The sequence below is a fragment of the Pseudomonas sp. NPDC088322 genome (genome assembly GCF_044740745.1).
GTDB classification, from domain to species: Bacteria; Pseudomonadota; Gammaproteobacteria; order Pseudomonadales; family Pseudomonadaceae; genus Aquipseudomonas; species Aquipseudomonas shirazensis.
In genome coordinates, this window is the sequence record NZ_JBIURK010000006.1 from 110,715 (window position 1) to 136,730 (window position 26,016).

17 protein-coding genes and 1 pseudogene are annotated in these 26,016 nt (G+C 58.4%); 15 read left to right on the top strand and 3 right to left on the bottom strand.

Annotated elements, in window-relative coordinates; genetic code table 11:
• Positions 1 to 34: 34 nt before the first annotated feature.
• The 3 genes from ACIOAU_RS17025 to ACIOAU_RS17035 all read left to right on the top strand — a co-directional run bounded on the left by ACIOAU_RS17025 (position 35) and on the right by ACIOAU_RS17035 (position 4,982).
• On the top strand, positions 35 to 2,206 hold the full coding sequence (locus ACIOAU_RS17025; protein WP_401183492.1) for an ATP-dependent nuclease: 2,172 nt from the start codon (positions 35 to 37) through the stop codon (positions 2,204 to 2,206).
• On the top strand, positions 2,203 to 4,203 hold the full coding sequence (locus ACIOAU_RS17030) for a UvrD-helicase domain-containing protein (protein WP_401183495.1): 2,001 nt from the start codon (positions 2,203 to 2,205) through the stop codon (positions 4,201 to 4,203). The genes ACIOAU_RS17025 and ACIOAU_RS17030 overlap by 4 nt, the downstream gene beginning before the upstream one ends.
• A gap of 62 nt (positions 4,204 to 4,265) precedes the next feature.
• The gene (locus tag ACIOAU_RS17035; protein WP_401183498.1) at positions 4,266 to 4,982 is read left to right on the top strand and encodes a hypothetical protein; all 717 of its coding nucleotides are present in this window, start codon (positions 4,266 to 4,268) and stop codon (positions 4,980 to 4,982) included.
• 97 nt (positions 4,983 to 5,079) lie between these two features.
• Here ACIOAU_RS17035 and ACIOAU_RS17040 read toward each other — a convergent pair whose 3' ends face one another.
• On the bottom strand, positions 5,080 to 6,738 hold the full coding sequence (locus tag ACIOAU_RS17040) for an FMN-binding glutamate synthase family protein (protein WP_401183501.1): 1,659 nt from the start codon (positions 6,736 to 6,738) through the stop codon (positions 5,080 to 5,082).
• Between the two features lie 295 nt (positions 6,739 to 7,033).
• On the opposite strand from ACIOAU_RS17040, the gene ACIOAU_RS17045 reads away from it, so the two are divergent.
• The 7 genes and pseudogenes from ACIOAU_RS17045 to ACIOAU_RS17075 all read left to right on the top strand — a co-directional run bounded on the left by ACIOAU_RS17045 (position 7,034) and on the right by ACIOAU_RS17075 (position 15,662).
• Positions 7,034 to 7,948 carry a hypothetical protein gene (locus ACIOAU_RS17045; RefSeq protein WP_401183504.1) on the top strand — a complete coding sequence of 305 codons (915 nt, stop codon included), beginning with the start codon at positions 7,034 to 7,036 and terminating at the stop codon, positions 7,946 to 7,948.
• Positions 7,949 to 7,977: 29 nt separating this feature from the next.
• The gene (locus ACIOAU_RS17050; protein WP_401183507.1) at positions 7,978 to 8,391 is read left to right on the top strand and encodes a hypothetical protein; all 414 of its coding nucleotides are present in this window, start codon (positions 7,978 to 7,980) and stop codon (positions 8,389 to 8,391) included.
• A 2-nt stretch (positions 8,392 to 8,393) separates the two neighbouring features.
• Positions 8,394 to 10,523: an AAA family ATPase gene (locus tag ACIOAU_RS17055; RefSeq protein ID WP_401183510.1), complete on the top strand. Its 2,130-nt coding sequence runs from the start codon at positions 8,394 to 8,396 to the stop codon at positions 10,521 to 10,523.
• An 89-nt stretch (positions 10,524 to 10,612) separates the two neighbouring features.
• A pseudogene (locus ACIOAU_RS17060) lies at positions 10,613 to 10,984 on the top strand (glutamate synthase-related protein); the annotation flags it as partial.
• A gap of 130 nt (positions 10,985 to 11,114) precedes the next feature.
• Entirely contained in the window at positions 11,115 to 14,234 is a 3,120-nt protein-coding gene (locus ACIOAU_RS17065; RefSeq protein ID WP_401183513.1) for a transglycosylase domain-containing protein, read from the top strand.
• Positions 14,235 to 14,370: 136 nt separating this feature from the next.
• On the top strand, positions 14,371 to 14,901 hold the full coding sequence (locus ACIOAU_RS17070; protein WP_188036570.1) for a PadR family transcriptional regulator: 531 nt from the start codon (positions 14,371 to 14,373) through the stop codon (positions 14,899 to 14,901).
• Positions 14,901 to 15,662, top strand: a complete 762-nt coding sequence (locus ACIOAU_RS17075; protein ID WP_188036571.1) for a siderophore-interacting protein — start codon at positions 14,901 to 14,903, stop codon at positions 15,660 to 15,662. The genes ACIOAU_RS17070 and ACIOAU_RS17075 overlap by 1 nt, the downstream gene beginning before the upstream one ends.
• A gap of 175 nt (positions 15,663 to 15,837) precedes the next feature.
• On the opposite strand, the gene ACIOAU_RS17080 is transcribed toward ACIOAU_RS17075, so the two are convergent.
• Both ACIOAU_RS17080 and ACIOAU_RS17085 read right to left on the bottom strand, forming a co-directional pair.
• A complete protein-coding gene (locus ACIOAU_RS17080) occupies positions 15,838 to 16,482 on the bottom strand; it encodes a Pr6Pr family membrane protein (RefSeq protein ID WP_188036572.1) in 645 nt (214 codons plus the stop codon).
• Complete coding sequence (locus tag ACIOAU_RS17085; protein ID WP_101321868.1) at positions 16,483 to 16,704, bottom strand: VF530 family DNA-binding protein; 222 nt, start codon at positions 16,702 to 16,704, stop codon at positions 16,483 to 16,485.
• A 128-nt stretch (positions 16,705 to 16,832) separates the two neighbouring features.
• Between ACIOAU_RS17085 and ACIOAU_RS17090 the strand changes: the two genes are divergently transcribed.
• The 5 genes from ACIOAU_RS17090 (at position 16,833) to ACIOAU_RS17110 (ending at position 26,012) form a co-directional block, all read left to right on the top strand.
• Positions 16,833 to 18,875, top strand: a complete 2,043-nt coding sequence (locus tag ACIOAU_RS17090) for a TonB-dependent receptor (protein ID WP_188036573.1) — start codon at positions 16,833 to 16,835, stop codon at positions 18,873 to 18,875.
• A 254-nt stretch (positions 18,876 to 19,129) separates the two neighbouring features.
• Complete coding sequence (locus tag ACIOAU_RS17095; RefSeq protein ID WP_188036574.1) at positions 19,130 to 20,476, top strand: carbohydrate porin; 1,347 nt, start codon at positions 19,130 to 19,132, stop codon at positions 20,474 to 20,476.
• Positions 20,477 to 20,501: 25 nt separating this feature from the next.
• Positions 20,502 to 22,913 (top strand): glucose/quinate/shikimate family membrane-bound PQQ-dependent dehydrogenase, encoded by a 2,412-nt coding sequence (locus ACIOAU_RS17100; RefSeq protein ID WP_401183519.1) that lies wholly within the window; start codon positions 20,502 to 20,504, stop codon positions 22,911 to 22,913.
• 164 nt (positions 22,914 to 23,077) lie between these two features.
• Entirely contained in the window at positions 23,078 to 25,498 is a 2,421-nt protein-coding gene (gene lon, locus ACIOAU_RS17105; protein ID WP_188036576.1) for an endopeptidase La, read from the top strand.
• 121 nt (positions 25,499 to 25,619) lie between these two features.
• Positions 25,620 to 26,012 carry a protease inhibitor I42 family protein gene (locus tag ACIOAU_RS17110; RefSeq protein ID WP_150570578.1) on the top strand — a complete coding sequence of 131 codons (393 nt, stop codon included), beginning with the start codon at positions 25,620 to 25,622 and terminating at the stop codon, positions 26,010 to 26,012.
• The last annotated feature ends 4 nt before the right edge of the window (positions 26,013 to 26,016 follow it).

The window sequence follows — 26,016 nt, forward strand, 5'->3', positions numbered from 1 at the left end:
CTGCTCCGCAAACCTTTGTGACAGGAACACATGGATGTATTTGTCAGCACTGAAGGTTCAGAATTTTCGTCAATTTGGCGCCGAATCAAACGGTCTGGTCATCGAATTCAACAAAGGCATTACTGCGCTGGTCGGAGAGAACGACGTGGGTAAGTCATCGGTCATCGACGCCCTGCGATTCGTCCTTCAGACGCGAGACGGAGAATACGTACGCTTGCAGCCGGAGGACTTCCACATTCCTGGTGAAGGGCCTCAGGCGAGTCAGATCACGATCGTGGCCAAGTTTGCAGATTTGTCTGTCGCGGATCAGGGGGCACTGTCCGAGTACGTCACATTCAAGGGTGGTGATGCGGTCGTTTACGTTCACTGGACAGCACGAAGACTCTCGGACGACGTCCTCGCACGTCGTTGGGTTGATATTGTTGTACGCAGTGGCCATAGCGGGGGTGGCCCAAGCATTGACACCAATGTCCGCCAACTACTGGCTGCTGCATACTTGCGCCCCCTTCGAGATGCCACACGGGAAATGTCCCCGGGGCGTGGATCACGCCTCTCACAAGTGCTCAAGCATTTCCCCAGCATCAAGGATGGGAGTGGTTTTGATGTTAACCAGCCGCTTGCAAACCCTGAGTCGCTGAGCCTCGCTGGGTTGGCTGGGTATCTACGGCATTTGGTGAACATGCATCCAGGTGTTGCCTCTGCCCAAGACTCGGTCAACGAAAACTACCTGTCCCATCTTTCACTGGAAGGTGATGAGCTACATGGGCGGATCAATTTCGTTGAAGGGAGCTCGGAGCCAGCTCGCCTAAGGCAGATCCTAGAGCGCATGGAACTGAGTCTGCTCGACCAGGGTTCACGTGAAGCTCGTGGGGAATACGGCCTGGGCTCTAACAATCTGTTGTTCATGGCCTGTGAGTTACTACTGCTTGGCAAGGAACCCGACGGACTGCCGTTACTGCTTATAGAAGAGCCAGAGGCCCATCTTCATCCACAGCGACAATTGCGCCTGATGGATTTTTTGACTGTTGCAGCTACGCCCAGACCAAGCTCCTCCACAGTCACTCGACCGATGGAGATCGATCAGCGAGAGGAGATCTCGCTGCAATGGAACGAAGGCTCCACAGCTCCTTCAGCGCTCTCATCTGACGATGGTGGGTCGACTGCAGATGAGGTCGGCCAGGAAGACCAAACGCGGCCCGTGCAAGTGATCCTTACAACCCACAGTCCCAATCTCAGTTCCAAAATAGCTCTAGACAATCTAGTACTGTTGCACGATCGCAAGGCTTATTCTCTCGGAAGGGAACACACAAAACTTGACGAGGGGGACTATCGATTCCTCGCCCGTTTCCTGGACGTGACCAAAGCAAATCTGTTTTTCGCACGAGGTCTCCTCGTCGTCGAGGGAGATGCTGAAACCATCCTCCTACCAGCACTAGCAAAGCTGCTCGGACGAGATCTGACCCGCCATGGCGTCTCGCTGGTCAACGTCGGGGGCGTTGGCCTGAGGCGATATGCTCGGATCCTTCAACGTGCTAATCCCGCAAAAGGCGTTCTGAACATCCCTGTCGCCTGTCTCTCGGACATGGACGTCATGCCAGACTGCGCACCACAGATTCTGGGCTTGGTAGAGAATGATGACGACCCCAAGTGGGTGGCTGGCCGCCGGAAGTGGCGAGCGAACCGCGACTTCGGCGCTGATGATGAAACTCGGCTTCAACGTCTGACTGAATGGAGAAACTCACGCAAAGCGAACGACGAGCAAAATGTACAAACGTTCGTGGCGGAACGATGGACACTGGAGTACGACCTGGCCTTCAGCGGCATGGCACTTGAGCTTCTCGTGGCCGCACGATTAGCGGCACACGATGATGCGATCCATGCTGCACGGGAAACGCACGACCGAGTCATCGAACGAGCCATTACCGAATATGAGGGCCTTGTAAGCTCAGGTATTTCGGCTGAAGAAATAAGTTCGACCATCTACGCACTGTTCCACCGCAAGGTCGCCTCCAAAGCGATCACTGCTCAGTACCTCGTTGATATCTTGGAGCAGCGCTTTCAAAGGCTCGGAGTGAGTCTTGAGCGCTTGGAAGAACGTCTTCCCGGCTACCTCGTTGAGGCGATCTACTACGTGACTTCTCGCATAGAGATAACGCCCAATCAGCACCAGCCCTCGGAGCAGCAAACGCAGAGACAGATGCCATGATCGCGTTCTGCGACCTGGTGCCCGAAATTACCGACGAAGACATCGAGTGGGTCTCAGGGCTCATGAAGCTGGAGGGTTTGGATGAGCAACGCCTCGCCTTCCTTCGATCGCAGGAAACGCTCGACGTATCCGCGTCGCCAGGGAGCGGCAAAACGACCCTTGTAGTCGCCAAGCTTGCAATTCTTGCTCGCAAATGGAAAAGCCGGACTCGCGGCATCTGTGTGCTGTCTCACACCAATGTCGCTCGCCATGAAATCGAGCATCGACTTGGAAACACCGAAGTTGGCCGACGGCTGCTGAGCTACCCTCACTACATCGATACAATCCACGGTTTCATCAGGCGCTTCCTTGCCACGCCGTGGCTCCTTTCAGCTCAATACCGTTTCACTGCGATCGATGATGAGCTGACCCATCGGATGCGTTTGAGGTCTTTGTCAGCCGTGGACAAACGGTTTCTGGGCAGTTTCTTGGCCCGCAGAGCGTTTGATACCAAATTGCTGCGGTTAGCCACTGCTGACTTTGACAACCCTTGCATCAACGCCGCCAAAGGCAACCTGCCTAGCGGGCCGGATACTCAAAGCTACCAAATCATGGCTAGGGCAGTCGTCGACACAGCGAAGCGCGGTTACTTTTGTTACGACGAAATCTTCGTGCTGGGCAGTGCTCAACTGGCTGCGCGACCCGTGGTAGCTGAGGGGTTGAGGCACCGCTTTCCATACGTCTTCATCGACGAGATGCAGGATACCTCTGCGATGCAGGTTGAGTACCTAAACGCAATTTTCCCTCGCGAAAACACCGGGATTTGCGTGACTAGGGTTGGTGACTCCAACCAGGCGATTTATGAGTCGGACGTCCACACCAATGGCAGTGACTTTCCGGATCGAAGTCGAGCAGTCGACATCTCCAGTAGCTTCCGCTTTGATCAATCGATTGCGATGTTGGCAAATCCCTTCGCACTTCAGGCCGTCGCTGGCGGGCTTTCAGGGCGGCGCAACGTAGGAGAAGCCGGGGCGCTTCGCCACACCATTTTCGTTTTTTCTGATGGCGACTGTAGCCCCGTACTGGATGCTTACGCTCGCCTGGCATTCCAGCAGCTCCCCGTGGAGCTACACGACAAGGCAACAGTCACTGCCATAGGCTTTACCCATAAAGACATCGATCCCGATGACACTGACCCGATGCACTACCCAAAAACGGTCGGGCACTATTGGGAGGGCTATGATCGCAGTGCAGGTCTAGCAGCTTACCGTCCGCCAACGTTGATCGAGCGTATTCGCCAAGCCAAAAGTGATCTTGTCAAAAGCGATACTGCTCACCACAGCGTGGAAGAGATCGCGAAAGGCCTTCTCCACCTGGTAAACCTCTCCAATCTCACCACCAAAATCAAAGTGGGAAGTCGACAGCACGTCCAAGTACAACAGTTACTGATCGACCTGAATGACTTGGCCGTCTACCAACAGTTGGTGGTCGATCTACTCTTTACATCAAATACCATCAGTGCCGACAGCTGGACATCTTTCGCTCAGCGCTTTTGGGCTTTGGCATCAGTCCTTGCTGGAGTGGATGAGCAACCCGAAGCAGCGCTGAGCTACCTCGCTTGGGTAGCGGAAGGCTTGGATACTCTGCAGGAGGACGCTGTACATCTTGAAGTAAATACCTTCCGCAGCAATCAAGACCATGGCGTGTTGGACGTCAAGCTCGGCTCCATTCATTCGAGCAAGGGACAGAACCATACCGCGACGCTTGTGCTCGAAACCTACAGTCACGAGCACTTCATCGCTAGCCTGTTGCCTTGGCTCACTGGGCAGCAAAGCCACGGTGGTATCAGGACGCGAAAACGCATCGTCCAGCGGTTGCTTGCAATGTATGTGGCGATGACCCGCCCAACGCACCTGCTGTGCCTGGCCATAAGCAGGAGGACGCTTGGCGAGGGGGAGGAAATCGAAGCCAACTGCGAACAGCTCCGCCAGCAGGGTTGGGACATTCAGTATGTGTAAATGTCACAAGATCGGCATCCTAAGTATCATTAGCAGTTTCACTACCATGAAGATGTGATCTGATGACAGACTCACCCCCCCTACAAGCTGCCCTGATTGCGGCCATCGTCGCATTCGGCGGCGTCCTTGTTCAGCTACTGATCGCGTATCTAGGTAGGCGACAGACAGCGCAGCAACTTGATCTCCAGCAACTTGTGTCGCACCGAACAACAGCAAGCTTCGTTGCTGATAAGCGTCAAAAATGGATTGATGAGCTTCGTACGGACATGGCGTTTCATCTGGCTCTCTCCCAGGAAATCGTATGGAAGTGGGATGCCATGCGTTCTCGGGCAGCGGTCAGAGCAGATCAGGAGGCTAAGGACGGCAAAGGAAATATCGATCAGCTAAAGGTCGACAAAATTCACCAAGACGCAGCAGATGCATTTGCTCCTGAGAACGGAGCGCGAGACCGTGAGCACCACGAACGGCACATTCGAATCTTGTTCCGGCTCAACCCCAAGGAAACCTCTCATATCTCGCTCCGGGAGTGCCTTGAAGAGATTCGCCGCTCGATTCATCAGACCCAAGGCGCTAGGAACCTGGGTGAAGCGATCAGACTGATGAAGCAAACCACTAACCTTGTCCTTCAAGCACAGGGGCTCACCGAGACCATCTTGAAAGCAGAATGGAAACGAGTGAAGCAGGAGGTTGCCTACCCCGAAGTCTTGATGTCGAGTATCCCTAAGCCCCAAGAGAGCTCAAGCCCTACGGAAAGTGGTATTGATTGGCCGAGTCGCTGAACACCGACTCCCGGGAGCGCCTAGGGCGAAAGCTTGCCCACACTAGGCGGGCTTCCCCGTATCATCAAAAATTGTTCGGGCACGTAGTCGATACAACTCATGCTGTAGCTTGGCCAATCACCGTGGGCTCCATAGCTGTCTCATCTGCTGGCATGGGATCAAAGCTGTCAGCACGGGCTGCTCGCCACATGCGCTCGTAAAACTCACCGGCGACCTGACCACTGAGTAATTCCCCTGGCTTCAGGAACACGTGCATCTGAGAGAAGAGTTTCACCTCAGTAGCAGACATTCGACGCACGAGATGGCGCGCAGTCAGCTGCGAGGGCTTTGTCAAACCAGCAGCAGCCAGCATCTCTGCCAGCGCTTTCAGCGTGCTTCGGTGGAAGTTATAAACTCGCGCGCCTTTGTCCTCAACAACCAACGCTCGCTGACGCAGAGGATCCTGGGTAGCCACACCGGTAGGGCATTTGTTCGTATGACATGACTGAGATTGGATACACCCTATCGCGAACATAAAGCCACGCGCAGCATTCCCCCAATCTGCACCGATCGCGAGGACGCTGGCAATGTCGAACGCACTGATGATTTTGCCGCTCGCACCCAGCTTGATCTTGTCCCGTAGATTGATACCTACCAACGTGTTGTGGACGAACAAAAGGCCTTCACGCATAGGCACGCCAAGGTGATCCGTGAACTCTACCGGCGCAGCACCGGTACCACCTTCAGAGCCATCAATAACGATAAAGTCAGGCAGAATTTCAGTTTCAAGCATAGCCTTGGCGATCCCCATGAACTCCCACGGATGCCCCAGGCACAGCTTGAACCCCACAGGTTTCCCTCCAGATAGCTCACGCAGTTGGGCAATGAACTGCATTAACTCCAATGGCGTAGAGAAAGCGCTATGGCTCGATGGTGAGATGCAGTCTTGCCCCATCGGTACACCACGGGTACTCGCGATCTCCTGAGTAACCTTGTGCTTCGGCAGGATACCCCCGTGACCAGGCTTGGCACCCTGACTCAGCTTGATCTCAATCATTTTCACCTGTGGGTCATTCGCTTGTTTGGCAAACTTCTGAGCGTCGAATTTGCCATCATCCGTCCGGCATCCGAAGTAGCCACTGCCGAGCTCCCAGACCAGGTCACCGCCATTTTCACGGTGATAAGGGCTGATGCTGCCCTCCCCCGTGTCATGGGAAAACTTTCCCAGTTTCGCACCCTTGTTAAGCGCTCGAATTGCATTGGCGCTGAGCGAGCCGAAGCTCATAGCCGAGATGTTGAAAACCGATGCGGAATATGGCTGTTTGCACTGCGGGCCACCGATCTCCACCCGGAAGCTTTCAGGGTCTGAGAGGGGAGCTGGCCGCATCGAATGGCTAATGAATTCGTATCCAGTCTGGTAGACGTCCATCAACGTGCCAAATGGCTTATCTGAGGCTTCACTCTTAGCGCGCGAATACACGAGTGCACGTTGAGCACGTGAAAAGGGCGTGGCCTCATCGTCAGCTTCGAGCAGGTACTGACGGATCTCTGGACGGATCCCTTCAATCAGGTAGCGGATGTTGCCGAGAATGGGGTAATTGCGTCGAACGGCATGGCGCGATTGAAGGAGGTCGAACACTCCCAAGAGGCTCATGGCCCCGGTGAGCAACGTCATAGGCCAAAGCCACTCATACTGGTGTGCAAAAGGCAGAGTAAGCAACGTGAAGAACACACAACAGACGAAGAACGCATAACGACTCAGCAGAGATAAACTCATAGGATTTCCTTCTGGCATAGCCTGGTAGAGCCAACATACCAACAATTCGCTATGTGTTGATGAACCTTAGGGAAAGGATGCCGCCTCCGAATACCGCTGATAAGGAACCTGCCTACTTAGCTGTATGTATAACCAGTTAAATATTGTGGTCAATTTATGTTCAAATCGTAGACCCGTGACTGGCCATTTGATAGCGTCACGTTATGTAATGCGAAGCACCTTTCCCGGTATCTGAGGCCCGAACGCGGCGCCTCAGTAATGGACTAATCGATACGCGTGGCAAGGCAGGCGAGCTTTGATCATCACACCAGCAGGCCCCTTCAACGGAACGACGTGGGAGGCGACACTTCAGCTCGTCTTCAAGACGAAATTTGGCGCAGACGGATACCAGCACGTACCAGCCACGCCAGGTGATTTCGGGATTGAAGGATTCACGAAACACACTGGGCTTGCCTTCCAGTGCTATTGCCCTGATTCGATCTACGAGCGCACTGTGCTCAACAAAAAGCAGCAGGACAAAATCACCAAAGATCTGAACAAGCTCAAAAAAAATCAAACTAGCCTTCAAGGCATCCTCGGTGGTACCAAAATCAAAGACTGGTGCTTCGTCACACCTGAGATTGCTCATAACGCGCTGCTCACCCACGCTCAAAAAAAACAGGATGAAGTCAGGGCGTGGGATCTTCCACACTTGGATGAAAACTTCACGATCCTCGTACACGACATTGATTTTTATATCCAAGAGATCAACCAGCACCGTATTTCAGCTGGAGTACCGATCTCCATGGGGCAAGGTGAGCAACACGTTCCAAAAGTTAACGAGAGCCCAACGGCTTATGACGAAAATCTTGAACGTAAAACGCAACTGCGGATGTCCCACAAAGGGGAGCGTGCGGTAGCAAGTCTTCTTAGTAAAACCAAAAATTCTTTCTTGGATCACGACAGCTTTTTCCAGGCGCTCTATAAAACATCCCCCCAAACATATTTTCATGTTGCGAAAACACTGAACGGTTTTGAGGAAAATGTTGAGGAATGGAGTCTTACCACCTCCGATCACCCGGACAAACTGGTAGAGATGATCAAGGATCGTTTATCTGATCGATTGCTCGCCGATGAGCGCCTCAAGATCGATGGAACACTCACGGACGACATAGTGCGCAGAACTGTCGCCCGTTGGCTTGCCGTGTGCCAATTGGACTTCTACAGCTAATGGCAACCATAAAATTCACTCCTAGACCCATGCCCGTGCTGACCGAACTCCGGCCCATGTACAAGATTTGTCAGGCGCTGTTGATCCTCGACATCTGCGGACATGGTGGTAAGTGCAGCCTGATAAAACTCCACTTGATGCATTGGGCGATGAAAACCCCTGCGCGTATGGAAACGATGACGCTCGCCGCACAGCTAGGTCAGATAACCCTTCCCGTTTGGGGCTTTGATCCGGCACTTTCCATTGCGCTCCAACTCGCATTTCGAGATGGACTCATCGAGCCGACCACTAGCGGGTTCAAATTATTACCCAAAGGACGGCAGTTGGTAGCAGACATCAAGACCGACGGCACCGTCATGGTCGAAGAAAAGACCACGCTTTCGATGATTGGCAAGAAAATCTCAGAAGGTATGGTCAAAACCATCTCCAAGGAATGGGAATAATCTTGTTTATTAAACGTATCAAGATCGCAATCGAAACCACTGACGGCCCATTCGGCTTCATGGCCGAATTTTCGCGCAATCTCAATATCATCCGTGGACGTAACTCTTCAGGAAAAAGCACCATCGTCCACAGCATTCTCTACGCCTTGGGAATGGAAGAGTTGCTAGGCGCGCAAAATTCCGATGCCCTGACATACGTACTTAAAGATCACGTCGAATTTGATGAGGAGAAGCACTTTGTAATTCGTTCTATGGTCATCATGGAGCTGGAGTCGAATGGCAAGACGATCACCATTACTAGAAAGATCAAAGAGGATGGTATAAATCCGAAGCTGGTCGAAATTCAGGAGTGTGCGGCCCTCACCAAAGGGGAGACCGCGCCTATTCTTTATAGATTCCTTCATGATGGTGGGAGCGCGCAAATTCGAGAAGGCTTCTACACATATCTCGAAAACTTTCTCGGTCTCAAACTGCCCATGGTGCCTCACACCAATGGCAAGCAGGTAAAACTCTACCTGCAGTATATCTTCGCCGCTATGGCCATTGAACAAAAGCGTGGATGGACGGATTACATTGCCAATCTTCCCTACTTCGGTGTCAAGGAAGCTCGCATAAAAATTGTCGACTTCTTGGTCGGCACCAACGTATTTGAGATGGATGCCAATCGTGCGCGGCTAGACCACGAGTCGGTTGAGCTCAATACAGCATGGCAAGATATCTACCGGGCAATTAACTCCGATGCACTGAAGAACTCGATGAAGGTGCTGCACCTGCCGAAAACTCCGGTAGCGGAGTTCCTCCCCGCAAACGTGCTTTACCACAAGTCCACGCTGCAGGGCCCGGTGGATCTAGATCAGTTCAAGAGTAATCAGCTCCAAGTGCTCAAGAAGTTGACTGAGGAAGAATTCAGGTGGAAGGACACGACTTCTGATGAGACGCTCAAGCTTATTGAACAAGAGACCTCCAGACTTCAGGAACTGACTGTCGCATATGAGACATGCATTGGCGATTTGACACTCCATCGAGCGGCCCGTAACGCGAACGCTATTCATCAGAGGCAAGCAAGTGAAGAACTGTCCAAAAACCAGGCTGCCCAAAAGCTCATACGATACGGCGCCTCACTCAAACTTGATGTCGCCAGTGACGTTTGCCCAGCATGCATGCAGAACATTGGCCATTCCCTGACCGACCTCCATGAAAGAACTCCCCACATGGACATCGAGACCAACATCGATTATCTGAGGTCTCAGATCAAGATGCTGGAGAGGGACACAGCGGCGATTGAGCAATCGGTCAAAGAGACCACGGTAGTTAGTGAGGAACTTGCCAAGAGCATTGCCTCCTCCAAGTCAAAATTGCGCGCCCTTAAGTCTGACCTTACAACAAACGCAGCCGTGTCCAAGTCCAATCTGCGGCAGCAGCTTCAAGTAGAAATGAGCATCGAAGAAGTCTCTCAATTTCTGCAGCGAAACGATGAGCAATTGGAAGCTTTGGTGGAGCTATCCGCTCAGTTCAAGCGCAATCAGCAGAGCCGAGCTGCGTTGCCAAAAGAACATTATTCCGATGTGGATCTTGAAAAGTACGCGTTGTTTTCGAAGATATTCAGAGCGAATGTTAGTTCTTTCGACTATCACAGCGCTCCCGTGAAGGACATCAAATTCAACGTAGAGAACCTTCTGCCAGAACTCGACAAGATTGAGCTCCGTGAGGTCTACAGGAAAGATTTTAACGAGAGAAAAGCTGCCTCTCCCACCAGCACCTCCAAGAACAGCTCGAACATCGCGCGGGAGTCGAGCGCCAGTGACTTTGTGCGGCTGATCTGGAGTTACATCATGACGCTGTATGAAACATCGGCGCATTTCACAGTGAAGGGGAATCACCCTGGATTTATCCTGCTGGACGAGCCTGGGCAGCACTCCATGGCAACGAAAAGTCAGCTCGCCCTACTCCAAAAGCTCTCTGCAGAGAAGAACCTGCAGAGCATCGTTGCAGCCTCGTTTGACGACAGCGAAGCGGCCTACAAGGAGGCTACCCACAACGTTCAGTTCAAGCTGATCTTGCTGGGTAGCAAGGCAATTGTCCCTGGCGGGGATTCAGTGCTCGCGGGGGCTGAGGGGGAGCAAGCGCAATGATCGTAGGGCGTGAGTAGTATGAGCAACTACTCACGCGCCGGGTACTCACTCACTCACCGGGCAATAGTTGAGTTTTGGGGGGCATAACCATCGGCTGCATTCAGTCGCAAAGCTGCCACACCAACAAGTGCCCGACCGGGGTCGCCACCCAGGACCCACTGCGCCAGCGGGCGCTGGTGGTGCCGGACAAAGCCAACCGCGTCCTCAACTTCCACCACAATACCCTGCGCGCGCTGGCCGAAATGCTCGCGGCGGCAGGCCTGGAGCACCCGGCGCAGTTGGAGGCCAAGCACTTGGTACGGCGGATTTCGGCAACCGAAATCAAGCTGTTCTCGCAGATGCACGTGTTTCTCAAACCGGGCGAGCTGCTCACCGGCGAGGTCGATGGGCAGTTCTATTCGCGGATGTGGCAACTGGCTCGGGCCGACAGCTTCGAGCCCCACAGCGAGCAGGCCGCCTAAGCGTTTGCAGCAGGTGTCGGCAGTGTCAGCGCGGCATGCCGCCGATGCCGCTCACAAAATTTTCACCTGCTGCGGTCAGCGTCTAAGCTTCAGACACGCAAGACGAAATTACTTGGCCGGATAGATGACTATGGGCGCACAGTGGCAATCGGAACCCTCCAGCACCCAAGCACCTGAAGCAGGTCTGGATAATGCTCCGCAGCCAAAACCACCTCGTCAGCGCAGGTTGTGGTGGCGGTTGATCATTCTCGTCGTGCTGCTGGCGATGATTGCCATCGGCTTTGCGGCCTATGACGAAATGCAGACCTCGAACCTGCAATCGCGCGAGTTCAGCCGCCTGGCCGCGACCTTGACCTACAGCTTGGAGCCAGGCCCCAGCGATGCCATCGTCTACCCCGGTGAAGGGCCTTTCGACAAGCGCCTGGGCTACAGCGCGCTGGGTGAGTTTCTGCCGCGTCTGCTCAAGCGCGATTACCTGATCAGCGAGCAGGTCCGGTTTTCTCCGGCATTGATGGACTATGTCGACCACGGCCTGTTCGTGCCTTTTGTCGAGAAAATCCAGGCGGGTTTGACCATCACCGATTGTCGCGGCGACATGCTCTACCAGTACAACTACCCGCAGCACCTGTACCCGGACTTTGCCGCGATACCACCGGTGATGGTCAAGAGCCTGCTGTTTATCGAGAACCGCGACCTGCTCGACCCGGCCGACCCGCGCAACAACCCGGCAGTGGACTGGCCACGCTTCGCCAAGGCCGCCTACAGCCAGATTGCCAAGTACTTCGCCCTGCCCGGCCAGTCGGCCGGCGGCAGCACGCTGGCCACCCAGCTGGAGAAATACCGCCACTCACCGGACGGCCTGACCGTTTCGGGGAGCGAAAAACTGCGGCAGATGCTCTCGGCCAGCGTGCGCGCGTACAAGGGCGGCCCTGATACCACCGAGTCGCGCCAGCGCATCGTGCGTGATTACCTCAACAGCGTGCCGCTGTCGGCAGTACCTGGACACGGCGAAGTGCACGGCATGGCCGAAGGTTTGCGCGTCTGGTATGGCGCGGACTTCGATCAGGTCAACCGCGCCCTCGCCTCGACTGCCACCGATGCCGACAGCCTTGCCGAGCGGGGCTTGGCCTTGCGCCAGGTGCTGTCGTTGATGATCGCCCAGCGCCGCCCTTCGCATTACCTGTCCAAAGGCCGCATCGAGCTGGCCGAACTGACCGACTCGCATATTCGCGTGCTGACTGCGGCGAATATCATCGAGCGGCCACTGGCGGATGCCGCGTTGGCCAGCAAAGCGCGCTATCGCGATTGGGTAGCGCAGCCGACCATCGTCCCGATCATCACCAACAAGGGCATCAGCCTGGCCCGTAACCGCCTGGCCGGGATGCTCAACCGGCCTCTGTATGACCTCGACCGCCTCGACCTGTCGGCCACCAGTACCCTGCAGGGTGATCTGCAGAACCAGGTCAGCGACTATCTGAAAAAACTCTCCGACCCAGCTTTTGCCGGGGAGATGGGCCTGATCGGCGAGCGCCTGCTGACCAGCAAGACTACCGATCAGGTGCGCTATAGCTTCACTCTGTTCGAACGTACCGCCGATGGCTCGCGGGTTCGTGTGCAAACCGACAGCACCGACCAGGCCTTCGATATCAACGAGGGCAGCAAGCTCGAGCTGGGCTCCACCGCCAAGCTGCGGGTGCTCACCACCTACCTGCAGATCATCGCCGAGCTGCACGACAAGTATGCCGGCAAGCCAGTCAGCGAGCTGAAGAAGGTGGATGTCGCCGAGCTTGACCGGTTGACCCAATGGTCGCTGGAATGGCTGACCCTCAACAGCAAGAATCAAAACCTCGATGCGATGCTCGACGCAGCGCTCGAGCGCAAATACTCGGCCAATACCGGTGAGGCATTCTTTACCGGCGGAGGCATGCATGTGTTCAACAACTTCCGCAAGGAAGACAACGGTCGCAACCCGACCCTCAAGGACGCACTGCGCGAGTCGATCAACCTGCCGTTCATTCGCCTGATGCGCGACATCGTCCGCTATGTCACCTACCAGCAACCGTTCAACCGGGCGATGCTGCTCAAAGACGATGGCGACCCGCGCCGGCAGGAATACCTGGCACGCTTTGCTGATCGCGAAGGCAGCAACTACCTCATGCGCTTCTGGAAAAAGTACCAGCGCAAGACCTCGCAACAGCGCCTGGATACCTTCCTCGACAGCATGCGGGTTACCCCGCAGCGGCTGGCAGCGGTGCACCGCTATCTGTTCCCGGAAGCCTCCCAGGAAACCTTCAACGCCTTCGTCCGCGCGCACAGCAAGGGCGACAAAAAAGCCTTGGCCAAGCTCGACGATGGTCGCCTGTCGCAGATGTACGACAGTTACGGCCCCGGCAAATACGACCTGCCCGACCAGGGCTTTATCGCCAAGGTGCACCCGCTTGACCTGTGGCTGCTCGGTTACCTGCTGAAAAACCCCGGCGCGAGCCTGAGCGAGATGCTCAATGCCGGTCGGTTCGAGCGCCAGGAAGTCTATGGCTGGTTGTTCAAGAGCCGCCACCAGGGTGCCCGTGACAGCCGTATCCGGACCATGGTCGAGATCGAGGCGTTTCTCGATATACATCAACGCTGGAAGCAGGTCGGCTACCCGTTCGATCATCTGGTGCCATCCCTGGCCACCGCCATCGGCAGCTCGGGCGATCGTCCGGCAGCGCTGTCCGAGCTGGTCGGGATCATCCAGAACGACGGTGTGCGCTTGCCGACACTGCGCCTCGACACCCTGCACTTTGCCGCCAACACGCCGTATGAGACCAAGCTGATCAGCGATCCGGACCGCGGCAAGCGGATTCTGCCGGTTGAAGTCGCACGCGCGCTTAAAGGCGCGATGTCGCAAGTGGTAGACGCCGGTACGGCAAGGCGTATCTCCGGCAGCTTCAAGCTGCACGATGGCACGCCACTGGTGATGGGCGGCAAGACCGGTACCGGCGACAACCGCATCGAGAGCTTTGGCGCTGGCGGTCGGCTGATCGGTTCGCGCTCGCTGAACCGCACCGCAACCTTCGTGTTCTTCCTGGGCGACAACCACTTCGGCACCCTCACCGCCTTTGTGCCTGGGCGCACGGCAGAGGCCTTCACCTTCACTTCGGCATTGCCAGTGCAGGCGCTGAAAGGGATGGCACCGATCCTGATGCCGTATCTCGAACCAGGCAGTAGCACCGAGTGCAAACCACCTCAGTTAGCGGCCAACCACTGACAGCACAGTCACCGCCCGGACAGCCCGGGTGGTGACTGATCGAATAACCAAATGAGAATCATCACTATCTTTGGCTTGTCTTAAGATATATCTTGAGTAGTATCTAACGATATATCGCAGACGGAGCCTTTAGACCATGCGTGATCACGATCCCTTCGACCGCCGCCCCGCCCGCGGCGAACGCGGCCCGCGGGTATTTGCCCCCGGCGACCTGAAATTGCTGCTGCTGGCCATGCTTGCCGAACAGGCCGGCCATGGCTACGACCTGATTCGCCAGATCGAGACGTTGTTCGATGGCAGCTACAGCCCGAGCCCCGGCGTGATCTATCCAACCCTGAATTTCCTTGAAGAAGCCGAACTGATCAGCGGCCAGGTCCAGGGCAGCAAACGCCTTTACGCCATTACCGATGCCGGGCGCACTGCCCTGACCGAGCAAGCCGTCGCCATCGATGGTGTGCGCATGCGCATCGAAGTCAGCAAGCGGGCACTGCGTGGCCATGATCGCCCACCGGAAATTCATGAGGCCGTGGGCAACTTGCGCCATGCCCTGCATATGCACAGCGGCCGCTGGAACAGCGCCGAGATCGAGCGGGTCAGCAATCTGCTCAACGACACCGCCAAGGCCATTGCCGCCGGCCCGGCCGATTCCGTCACGGAGAACACTTGATGAACAACAGCATTCACCGCGTCAATCACGAAATCAAACAGCGTCGGCTGCAGGTACTGCGGGTGACCGATCTGACTCCGCGCATGCGCCGCATCACTCTTGGCGGGCCGGAGCTGGCAGGCTTTGTCAGCCTCGGCAGCGACGACCATATCAAGCTGTTGTTCGGCGTGACTGCTGCCGAACAGGCGGCCATCGATGCGCGCCAGTCGGGCCGCGACGGTGGCGCTCGGCCGACCATGCGCGAGTACACCCCGCGCCGCTATGACCAGGCCAGCGGCGAGCTGGATATCGACTTCGTCCTGCATGGCGACGGCCCTGCTTCGACCTGGGCTGCTCAGGCTCAACCGGGCCAGGTGTTGAACATCGCCGGGCCAAGGGCTTCGCTGGTGGTGCCGGACGTTTTTGACAGCTACCTGCTGATTGGCGACGAGACGGCGATCCCGGCCATCGCCCGGCGCTTGCACGAGTTGCCGGCAGGTCGCCGGGTGCTCGCGCTGATTCAGATTGCCGACGACCAGGAACGCCAGCCGTTGCCGAGCCAGGCTGAGGTCGAGGTGATCTGGGTGCAACGTGACAAGCAGGACCTGCTGGCAGTGATCAGCGAGTTGCCTTTGCCGGAGGGCGAGTTGTACAGCTGGGTCGCGCTGGAGAAGTCTTTGACTCGACAGGCCAAGACCTTGCTGCTGGAAAAAGGCGTTCACGAGGATGCCTTGAAAGCCGCCGCCTACTGGCGCGCCGATGGGAGTACTGACGACGAGTAGTCTCAGTCGAGATACGGGGCTGCGGCCCTCTAGGAGCGGCCTGGTGTCGCGATAGGCCAGCGAAGCTGGCCCGGCGATATCAGCGGCGAAGCGGAAAATGTGGGGCCGCTTCGCAGCCCTTTCGCGACACAAGGCGGCTCCTACAGGAACCGCGCATGACCCAGGAATGACATGGTCAGGGTAGCGGCTGCGTCCTTCGCCGCCCCTGCCAGCGATCCAGCGCCAGCAATACCAGCCCGATCGCCCAGAACGCGACCAACACTACCAGCGCATTGATCATCACCTGCCCATAACCAAGGCTGGCGACATCAATGAACGGATAGGGATAAACCCCGATCTGCTGCCCACGCCACAACGTATAGGCGAAATACACCGCCGGATACAGGCTCCACCAGCCCAAGTCAGACAGGCGCAGCTCCCCCTTGGGCACCACTCGCCACCAATACACTACAAACAGCAGCGGCATCACATCGTGCAGCAACTCGTCCGCAAGCCATTGCCAGCCCTGGGGATGCCACAAGTGGCGCAGCAGCAAGCTGTAGGCAATCGACACCAGCACAATGCTGGCAGCAATGCCTGAGCTGACCCGCGCAGACAAGAACCAACGCCGTGCCGCCGCGGCGTGGCCAAACGCCGCGTAGCTCAGCACGGTCGCCACCAGCGTATTGCTTAAGACGGTGAAAAAGCCGAACAGATTGATCAACCCGCCAATCAGGCTGGCCTGCTCCTGCCAGCGCGCCAGCAACACCAGGTACAGCTGCACACTCAAGCCGAACCAGCCCAGCAGCGCTGCCAGGCTCAGCCATGGATGACGAGCCATTCAGCCTTTGCGCTGCAGCTTGATGTACAGGTACTCGACCTTCTCTCGTGCCCACGGCGTCTTGCGCAAAAAGGCCAGGCTCGACTTGATCGACGGGTCGCTCTTGAAGCAGCGCACGTCGATGCGTTCGGCCAGGCCTTGCCACTGGTAGTGAGCGACCAGCTCGGTGAGGATCTGCTCGAGCGTCTTGCCGTGCAATGCGTTGTGGTTGGCCGTGCTCATGCGGAGCTCCTGCGGTGAAAAGAGGCGCAGATTACACGAGTGTAGAAGCAAAAACCTCTGGCCAGCACTCAACAAAGCAATGTTATAGTGTAACAATACTAATACCTTGCCAAGGAACGCTTGATCTCATGTTGCCGCTACCGCTGCGCCTTTCCCCGCTTGCCGCTGCCCTTTGGCTGGCCTCCCCCGCCAGCCACGCCGTTGAACTGCAGCCACAGGTTATTACTGCCAATCCGCTGGGCAACGCTCAACTTGCCGCGCCCAGTACAGTGCTCGAAGGCGACGCGTTGCTGCACCAGCAGCACGCCAGCCTCGGTGAAACCCTCAACAAGCAGCCCGGGGTCGCCTCAACCTGGTTTGGCCCGGGCGCCAGCCGCCCGGTGATCCGCGGCCTGGACGGTGATCGCATTCGTATCCTGCGCAATGGCGTCGGCGCGCTGGATGCTTCGTCGCTGTCGTATGACCATGCGGTGCCACTGGACCCGGTCACCGTCGAGCGGGTTGAAATCGTCCGCGGCCCAGCGGCGCTGCTGTATGGCGGCAATGCCATCGGCGGCGTGGTCAACACCTTCGACAACCGCATCCCCGATGCCCCTATCGACGGCATTCACGGTGCGGGTGAGCTGCGCTACGGCGGCGCCGACACCACCCGCAGCAGCGCCGGCAAGCTCGAAGCCGGTGACGGCAACTTCGCCTTGCACCTGGATGCCAACAGCCGCCAGTTCAATGACCTGCGCATTCCTGGCTATGCGCGCAGCGGCAAGGTCCGCGACAGTGCCGAGCCGGGCAGCAAACACCGCCTGGAGAACAGCGACGGTCGCCAGGACGGCGGCGCTATTGGCGGCGCCTATCACTGGGAGCACGGTTACAGCGGGTTATCCTACAGCCGTTACGACAGCAACTACGGCTCGGTTGCCGAGCCCGGCGTGCGCCTGGACATGCAGCAGGACCACTACGGTTTCGCCTCTGAACTGCGCGATCTGGACGGCCCGTTCAGCTCGGTCAAGGTCGACGCTGGCTACACCGATTACCAGCACCGCGAGATCGAAAGCGGCGAAGTGCACACCACCTTCAAGAACAAAGGCTACGAGGCGCGCATCGAGGCCAGGCATCAACCGCTGGGGCCAGTGGAAGGGGTGATCGGCGCGCAGGTCAGCCGCAATCAGTTCTCCGCGTTGGGTGAAGAAGCCTTCGTGCCCTACACCGACACCGACAGCCTGGCGCTGTTTCTGTTAGAGCAGTGGCAGGCCAGCGAGCGCCTGAACCTGAGCTTCGGTGCACGTCTGGAACACACCCGGGTCGACCCGGATGCCAAGGGCAACGAGGACTTCGCCGCCGCTGACAGCACCAGTACCTTCAATGCCGTGAGCCTGTCTTCAGGCGCGGTGTATCAGCTTGACCCGATCTGGTCGCTGGCGGCCAACCTCGGCTACACCGAGCGCGCGCCGACCTTCTATGAGCTGTATGCCAATGGTGCGCACGTGGCGACCGGCGCCTATGAAGTGGGTGATGCCAGCCTGAACAAGGAAAAAGCGATCGCCGCCGACCTGGCCCTGCGGTTTCACAATGGCACGCACAAGGGCAGTGTCGGCGTGTTCTATAGCCACTTTCGCAATTACATTGGCCTGATCAGCAGCGGCAATCTGCGTGAAGGGCATCATCATGATGGCGATGATGATCACGACCATGACCATGACCACGGTGATATTCCCGAATACCTGTACCAAGGCGTGCGTGCGCGCTTCTATGGCATCGAGGCGCAGGATCGCTGGCAGTTGCTGGAAAACCGCTACGGCAGCTTTGCCCTGGAACTGTCAGGCGACTACACCCGCGCCAATAACCTGGACACGGGTGAGCCGCTGCCACGGATTGCGCCGCTACGCCTCAACAGCGGCCTGCTCTGGTCGCTGGAGCGCTGGCAGGCGCGCGTCGATGTACAACATGCAGCCTCGCAGCAACGCAAGCCGTCCAACGAAACCAGCACTGACGGCTACACCACCTTGGGCGCAAGCGTCGGCTACCGCTTCGATGTCGGCCAGAGCCAATGGCTGGCGTTTGTCCGCGGCGAGAACCTGACCAATCAGACGGTGCGCTACGCCAGTTCGATCTTGCGCGACATTGCCCCAGCGCCTGGGCGTAGTGTCGAGGTTGGCCTGCGTACAAGCTTCTGAGGAACTGCACTGAGGCCATTATGGCTGGCTCGATTGAGCTGGCCATGGTGACCACAGCCATAGCGCTAGGCCCATTGTTGCTGCAGCAGTAACAATCAAGTGCGACATTTTGTCTTTTTTTATTACCCCTTCCGCTATATCCTGCCGCCGCACTGAATCGCTTCAGCCCATATTCCCACAGCCATACGCCATCGAAGAGCGTGCTTTTCGATGCGCTTGGGTATTTTTCGTCAATCCAAAGATAGCGCTATCTCATGTTCCAGCTACCCCGTAGTCGTTATGCCGCCTTAGGCCTGTCCACACTCCTCTGTGGCGTTACGCCCGCCACGCTTGCCGGTGAAATGTTCGCCAGTGACTCGCCGTGGATGCTTGGCGACTGGAACGGCAGCCGCAGTGACCTGCGCGAGCGCGGCTACGACTTCACCCTCGGCTACACGGGTGAAATGGGCAGCAACCTGCATGGCGGCTACGACCATGACCGCAGCGCGCGCTACAGCGACCAGTTCACCTTTGGCAGCCACCTTGATCTGCAGAAGATCCTCGGCTGGAACGCCACCGAGGTGCAGTTGACCGTGACCGAGCGCCACGGCCAGAACATCAGCAATGACCGCATCAACGACCCGCGCGTAGGGGGTTTTACCTCCGCCCAGGAAGTCTGGGGTCGCGGCCAGACCTGGCGCCTGACTCAGCTGTGGGTCAAGCAAAAGTACTTCGATGGCGTCCTCGACGTGAAATTCGGCCGCTTCGGCGAAGGCGAAGACTTCAACAGCTTCCCCTGCGACTTCCAGAACCTGGCGTTCTGCGGCTCGCAGGTCGGCAACTGGGTTGGCGGCATCTGGTACAACTGGCCGGTCAGCCAATGGGCCCTGCGCGTGCGTTACAACCTGAGCGATACGCTGTACGCCCAGGTCGGCGTGTTCGAGCAGAACCCTTCCAACCTCGAGTCGGGCAATGGCTTCAAGCTCAGCGGCAGCGGTACCCAGGGCGCGGTGATGCCGATCGAACTGGTCTGGAGCCCACAGGTCAATGGACTTGCAGGGGAATATCGCGCCGGCTACTACTACAGTAATGCCAAGGCTCAGGACGTACTGCGCGACAGCAGTGGCCAACCCGCCGCCATCAGCGGCGCTGCCTACCGCAGCCGCTCGAGCAAACACGGTTTCTGGCTCGGCGCGCAGCAGCAGGTGACCTCGCAGGCGTCCGACCAGTCACGCGGCCTGAGCTTGTTTGCCAATGCCACATTGCACGACAAGAAGACTAATGCCATCGACAACTACGTTCAGGCAGGTGTGCTGTACAAGGGGCCATTCGATGCCCGGGCCAAGGACGACATCGGTTTCGCCCTCGCCCGCGTGCACGTCAACCCCGGCTACCGCAAGAACGCCCGCCTGGCCAATCAGGCGGCCGGCATCAGTGATTACGACAACCCAGGCTACCTGCCTGTGCAAGACACCGAATACAGCGCCGAGCTCTACTACGGCGTGCACCTGGCCGACTGGCTCACCGTGCGTCCCAACCTGCAGTACATCCGCCATCCAGGCGGGGTATCGGCAGTCGACGACGCACTGATCGCCGGCCTGAAGATTCAAAGCAGTTTCTGACCTCAACTTTCACGGAGTACCTTTGATGAGCACTGACGGTGCCAAAACCGGAACCCGCTGGCTACCGCGCCTGCTAGGCGTGCTGCTGGTGCTGATGGGCCTGGCCCTGCTGGCCGGCGGTATCAAGCTCAGCCAGCTGGGCGGATCGCTTTACTACCTGCTGGCCGGCATCGGCTTTGCCGTCAGCGGCATCCTGCTGTTGGCCAAACGGCAGATCGCCCTTGGTGTCTACGGCGTGGTGCTGCTGGCCAGCACCGCCTGGGCGCTGTGGGAAGTTGGCCTGGACTGGTGGCAACTGGTGCCGCGCCTGGCGATCTGGTTCGCCCTTGGCGTAGTCCTGCTGCTGCCGTGGGCACGCCGCCCGCTGCTTGGCCCGGCCTCCCGAGCCAACACCGCGCTGCTCAGCGTTGCAGTAGTTGCCGCCGGCGCCACCGCACTGGCCAGCCAGTTCACTCACCCGGGCGAGATCCGCGGCGAGTTCAACCGCGACAGCAGCGAAATGGCCAGCACCGCCCCGGCCATGCCTGACGGCGACTGGCAGGCGTATGGCCGTACCGAGCACGGCGACCGCTACTCGCCGCTGCGCCAGATCACCGCGCAGAATGCCTACCGCCTGGAAGAAGCCTGGCGCATCCGCACCGGCGACCTGCCCACTGAAAACGACCCGGTCGAACTGACCAACCAGAACACGCCGCTGAAGGTCAACGGCATGCTCTACGCCTGTACTGCGCACAGCAAGCTGCTGGCGCTGGACCCGGACACCGGTGCCGAAATCTGGCGCTTCGACCCGCAAGTAAAGAGCCCGGTGGGTACCTTCAAGGGCTTCGCCCACATGACCTGCCGGGGTGCGTCCTATTATGACGAGAACCGCTACGTCAGCCGTGACGGCAGCCCGGCGCCGAAAATATCCGATGCTGGCCAGGTCGTTGCCCAGGCATGCCCGCGCCGCCTGTACCTGCCGACCGCCGATGCGCGCCTGATCGCCATCAACGCCGACACCGGCAAAGTCTGCGAAGGCTTCGCCAACCAGGGCGTCATCGATCTGACTACCGGCATTGGCCCGTTCACCGCAGGTGGTTACTACTCGACGTCGCCTGCAGCGATTACACGCGATCTGGTGATCATCGGCGGCCATGTCACCGATAACGAGTCGACCAACGAACCGTCCGGGGTGATCCGCGCCTATGACGTGCACGATGGTCATCTGGTATGGAACTGGGACAGCAACAACCCGGATGACACCAAGCCACTGGCACCTGGCAAGACCTACAGCCGCAACTCGGCCAACATGTGGTCGATCGCCAGCGTCGATGAAGACCTGGGCATGATCTACCTGCCACTGGGCAACCAGACCCCTGACCAGTGGGGCGCGGATCGCACCCCGGGCGCCGAGAAGTACAGCGCCGGTATCGTTGCCCTGGACCTGGCCACCGGCAAGGCCCGCTGGAACTACCAGTTCACTCACCACGACCTGTGGGACATGGACGTCGGCAGCCAGCCGACCCTGATGCACCTGAAGACCGATGACGGCATCAAGCCAGCGGTGATTGTGCCAACCAAGCAGGGCAGCCTGTATGTACTTGACCGTCGCGACGGCACGCCGATTGTGCCGATCCGCGAGATCCCGGTGCCGCAGGGCGCGGTCAAGGGTGACCACACCGCCCCGACCCAGGCCCGCTCCGACCTCAACCTGCTGGGCCCGGACCTGACCGAACAGGCCATGTGGGGCGCCACCCCGTTTGACCAGATGCTCTGCCGCATCCAGTTCCGTGAACTACGCTACGAAGGCCAGTACACCCCGCCGTCGGAACAGGGCAGCCTGATCTACCCCGGCAACGTCGGTGTGTTCAACTGGGGCAGCGTGTCGATCGACCCGGTGCGCCAATTGATGTTCACCTCGCCCAACTACATGGCCTTCGTGTCGAAGATGGTGCCGCGCGAGCAAGTCGCTGCCGACAGCAAGCGCGAAAGTGAAACCAGCGGCGTGCAGCCCAACAGCGGTGCTCCGTACGCCGTAATCATGCACCCCTTCATGTCGCCACTGGGCGTGCCGTGCCAGGCACCGGCCTGGGGTTATGTAGCCGCCATCGACCTGTTCACCAACAAGGTGGTGTGGAAGCACAAGAACGGCACCACCCGTGACAGCACGCCGATCCCGATCGGTATGCCGGTCGGTGTGCCGAGCATGGGCGGCTCGATGGTCACTGCGGGCGGTGTCGGTTTCCTCAGCGGCACCCTCGACCAGTACCTGCGTGCCTATGACGTGCACAACGGCGCCGAACTGTGGAAGGCGCGCCTGCCAGCAGGTGGCCAGGCCACGCCGATGAGCTACACCGGCAAGGACGGCAAGCAGTATGTGCTGGTCACCGCCGGCGGCCACGGCTCGCTGGGCACCAAGATGGGTGATTACATCATCGCTTACAAACTGGCCGACTAATCCTCGCGCCAGTGCATCACCTGCATAAAAGAAGCGGAACCTGTACGGTTCCGCTTTTTTTTTGGCCCCTTATAAATAGCGCGCTAACCTCTTCATCTACGCTGGCTTGAAACCCATTGGCCTTTACCCCATCTAAGCACCATAGTCATTAACTCAGGTGCCTCATGAGCGACCAGCAGGATCATTCGGAACAGCCCGACGAACATAGCGAAATCGAACACCTCGAAGGCGCCGCAATCCCTGGCCATGCCCTGGCCCTGCCCGGCCAACAGCTGCCAGACAAGGTCTACGTCATCCCGATTCACAACCGCCCATTCTTCCCGGCCCAGGTGCTGCCGGTGATCGTCAACGAAGAGCCATGGGCAGAAACCCTCGACCTGGTGGCCAAGACCGATCACCACTCGCTGGCGCTGTTCTTCATGGATACGCCCCCCGAAGATCACCGTCACTTCGACACTTCGGCATTGCCCGAGTACGGCACCCTGGTCAAGGTCCACCACGCCAGCCGCGAGAACGGCAAGCTGCAGTTCGTTGCCCAGGGCCTGACCCGGGTGCGCATCCGTACCTGGCTCAAACACCATCGCCCACCGTATCTGGTCGAAGTCGAGTACCCTCGCCAGTCGACCGAGCCGACCGATGAGGTCAAGGCGTACGGCATGGCCTTGATCAACGCGATCAAGGAGTTGCTGCCGCTCAACCCGTTGTACAGCGAAGAGCTGAAGAACTATCTCAACCGCTTCAGCCCCAACGACCCGTCGCCGCTGACCGACTTTGCTGCGGCGCTGACCTCGGCCACGGGCAAGCAGCTGCAGGAAGTGCTCGACTGCGTGCCCATGCTCAAACGCATGGAAAAAGTCTTGCCGATGCTGCGCAAGGAAGTGGAAGTCGCCCACCTGCAGAACGAGATCTCGGCAGAGGTCAACCGGCAGATCGGCGAGCACCAGCGCGAGTTCTTCCTCAAGGAACAGCTCAAGGTCATCCAGCAGGAACTTGGCCTGACCAAGGACGACCGCAGCGCCGACCTTGAGCAGTTCAAGCAGCGCCTGGAGGGCAAGACCCTGCCTGCCACCGCGAAAAAACGCCTTGATGAAGAGCTGGGCAAGCTGGCGATCCTGGAAACCGGCTCGCCGGAATACGCCGTTACCCGCAACTATCTGGAATGGGCCAGCGCCCTGCCCTGGGGCGTTTACGGCAAGGACAAGCTCGACCTCAAGCATGCACGCAAGGTGCTTGATCAGCATCACGCCGGGCTGGATGACATCAAGGAGCGGATTCTCGAGTTCCTCGCCGTCGGCGCCTGGAAAGGCGAGATCAGTGGCTCGATCGTGTTGCTGGTTGGCCCGCCCGGGGTGGGCAAGACCAGCATCGGCAAGTCGATCGCCGAGTCGCTCGGCCGGCCGTTCTACCGCTTCAGTGTCGGCGGCATGCGCGACGAAGCCGAGATCAAGGGCCACCGCCGTACCTACATCGGCGCCCAGCCGGGCAAACTGGTGCAGGCGCTGAAAGACGTTGAGGTGATGAACCCGGTGATCATGCTCGACGAGATCGACAAGATGGGCCAGAGCTATCAGGGCGACCCGGCCTCGGCGCTGCTGGAAACCCTCGACCCGGAGCAAAACGTCGATTTCCTTGATCACTATCTGGACTTGCGCCTGGACCTGTCCAAGGTGTTGTTCGTGTGTACCGCCAACACCCTCGACTCGATACCCGGACCGCTGCTCGACCGCATGGAAGTGATCCGCCTGTCTGGCTACATCACCGAAGAAAAACTGGCCATCGCCAAGCGCCATCTGTGGCCCAAGCAGCTGGAAAAAGCCGGGGTGGCCAAGACCAGCCTGAGTATCAGCGACGCTGCGCTGCGCCTGGTAATCGATGGCTATGCCCGCGAAGCGGGTGTGCGCCAATTGGAAAAGCAATTGGGCAAGCTGGTGCGCAAGGCGGTAATGAAGCTGCTTGAAGACCCGCAGGCCAAACTCAAGATAGGCCCCAAGGATCTTGAAGCGGCACTGGGTATGCCGGTGTTCCGCAGCGAACAGGTGCTGGCTGGCAAAGGTGTGATAACCGGCTTGGCCTGGACCAGCATGGGCGGTGCCACGCTGCCGATCGAAGCCACGCGCATTCATACGCTCAACCGCGGCTTCAAGCTGACCGGCAAACTGGGTGATGTCATGAAGGAATCTGCTGAAATTGCCTACAGCTACGTCAGCGCCAATCTTAAGCAGTTTGGCGGCGACCCCGGTTTCTTCAACGAGGCTTTCATTCATCTGCATGTGCCTGAGGGTGCCACGCCCAAGGACGGTCCGAGTGCCGGCGTGACCATGGCCAGCGCACTGTTGTCGCTGGCTCGCGATCAGGCGCCGAAAAAAGGCGTGGCCATGACTGGCGAGCTGACCCTGACCGGCCAGGTCCTGCCGATCGGCGGTGTGCGCGAGAAGATCATCGCCGCCAAGCGGCAAAAACTCTTCGAGCTGATCCTCCCCGAAGCCAACCGCGGCGACTTCGAGGAACTGCCGGAGTACCTGCGCGAAGGGCTTACGGTGCATTTCGCCAAGCGCTTTACCGACGTGGCCAAGGTATTATTCTGATCTGAGGGCGTTCGACCCCGTGCTGCCAGTCACGGGGTCGAACAGCCGAAAACACCAGCAGGCTGGACAGACCTGCAAGTGCTTCGGTTATGCTCGGTCATCGCCCGTTTCCGGAGCCAACATGACAGCCACCCGCCTCCTTGTCGCCTCAAGCCTGACCCTGATCACCGCCTGCGCCCAGCAGCCCCCGCAGAACGTCGACCTGGACGCGAAACATGAATGTCCGGTCCGCCTGCAACTGGGTCAGAGCCTGACGTTGAGCCTCCCGAGCAACCCGACCACCGGCTACCGCTGGCGGGTCGACAACGCTGCACCTGAAGTCCTCCGAGCGCTGAGCCCGGAGGTGTACAGCCAGCCGGAAGCGGCCGGCCTGGTCGGCAGCGCTGGCGTCTCGACCTGGCGCTTCCAGGCCAAGGCTGTCGGAGCAGCCCAGCTGACTCTGGTCTACCAGCAGCCCTGGGCACCAGAAGTACGGCCAGTGCAAACCTTCGATTGCGCCATCTCGGTCAGGTGATACT